This window comes from Streptomyces sp. NPDC059456, assembly GCF_042750055.1.
Lineage (GTDB): Bacteria > Actinomycetota > Actinomycetes > Streptomycetales > Streptomycetaceae > Streptomyces.
In genome coordinates this window covers 1-1,573 of the sequence record NZ_JBHYVA010001081.1, presented here as the reverse complement: position 1 = coordinate 1,573, position 1,573 = coordinate 1, and the positions used below count along the sequence as shown (strand labels likewise).

Here is a 1,573-nt window from a genome sequence, read left to right as displayed (position 1 = left end):
GCTGCGGGTCCGGCGTGGTCCCGCCGCGGCCGTGGGGCCCCCCCGCGGCCGCACAATCCCGCCCCGAGGCCCCAGCGCACACGCCGCCACCCCCCGGGTGGCGCGCCCGGGGGCCGGCGCGCGGGGGCGGGGGGGGTGCCCCGCCCCGGGGGCCCGGGGCCCCGGGGGCGGGCTGCTCGGTCCGGCTCGCGGGAATGCGCACCCAGCCACGGCCGCCCTGTGCTCGCTGCTCCGCACTCATCGCGGACCCCTCTCGACCTCACCGCAGAGACGTCTTCGGATGCCCGGCGCCGGCCCGGTCGGGCGGCACGGTCCCGGTGGAGCCCGCCGGCCCGTGCCGGGCGCCGAGGCGCTTTCGTACTCCTCTCACCAGTCTCCCCGCCGTGAACCCCGCACCGTGCACGAATCGCATGGAAGGGCCGAATGAGGGAGCCGTCAGCAGCCCGGCGAAGAACAGTCCGGGCCAGGAGGACTCGAAAACGGCGCTCAGCTCGGGCGTGCCGCCGCCCCCGACGGTGTCGAGCGCGGCCCTCAGCCGGGCGTCCAGCAGCCCCAGCCGGTCCAGGTGCGGGATGAACCCGGTGGCCGCGACGACGTGCGCGACGTCCAGTACGACGGACTCCCCGGCCGCGGTGGTCAGCCCGAGCCGGGTCCGCTCGCCCACCGGCGCCGCCCGGTGCAGCCGGTGCCCCAGCAGCACCGGGACGCTCCGCTCGAAGCGTTCCCGCAGCCACCAGGCCCCGGCCGGCCCGAGCGCGGTCGCCGCGATCCGCTCCCTGGTCGGCGCGGGCAGCCGGCGCACCGCCCAGGGCAGCTCCGACCACGCCCAGCTGCGCCAGCCGGTGCCGAGGCCGCTGTGCGGATCGCGCAGGGCGCGCAGGGCCGGGCGCTCCAGCGGCTGCGGCACGGTGTTCCAGTTCAGCCGGGACCGGCGGGCGACGAGACAGGGCCGTGCCCCGTTCTCGGCCAGCAGGGCGGCGGTCTCCAGGGCCGCCTGCCCGGCCCCGATCACGGCGACCTCCCGGCCGGCGAACCGGGCCAGGTCGCGGTGGCCGCTGCTGTGCGAGCAGTGGCCGGGCGGCAGGTCCCGCAGCGCCCCGGGCAGGTGGACGAACGGCATCACCCCGACGGCGAGCGCGACCGTCCGGGCGAGCAGCGGCGGCCCCTCGGCGGTGCGGACCAGGAAGCCGTCGCCCTGCGGGGTGACCTCGGTGACCGTCACCTCCTCCACCTCGGGCACGGCCTGCCGCGCGAACCACATGCCGTACGAGCTGAACGTGCCGATCGGGAGCGGGCTGCCGTGCTCGGCCGCCAGCCCCCGGGTGGCGCAGTACGCGGCGAGGGTGTGCCGGCCGCCGGGCGCGGACAGGTTCGAGGACCAGGGCTCCGACTTCAGGTACATGCCGTCGGGCATGTGGTCCCGCCACGAGGCCATGGGCCGCCCGAGGACCCTCACCCCGAGCCCGGCCGCGGGCGCCGGGGCGGGGGGCGCCCGCCCCGCCCGCGCGCGCCCCCCCCCCCCCCCACCGAGAAACCCCCCCCCCCCCGGCCCGCCCCCCACTCGGGCGCCGGG

Annotated in this window: 1 protein-coding gene; it reads right to left on the bottom strand. The window is 79.2% G+C overall.

Annotated elements, in window-relative coordinates:
- Positions 1-259: 259 nt before the first annotated feature.
- The gene (locus ACFXA3_RS42325; protein WP_385196829.1) at positions 260-1,414 is read right to left on the bottom strand and encodes an NAD(P)-binding domain-containing protein; all 1,155 of its coding nucleotides are present in this window, start codon (positions 1,412-1,414) and stop codon (positions 260-262) included.
- Between the last annotated feature and the right edge of the window lie 159 nt (positions 1,415-1,573).

What these genes read in the sequence shown, in the direction of transcription:
- ACFXA3_RS42325 (WP_385196829.1), bottom strand. Translation starts at nt 1,414, where the DNA reads ATGCCCGACGGCATGTACCTGAAGTCGGAGCCCTGGTCCTCGAACCTG.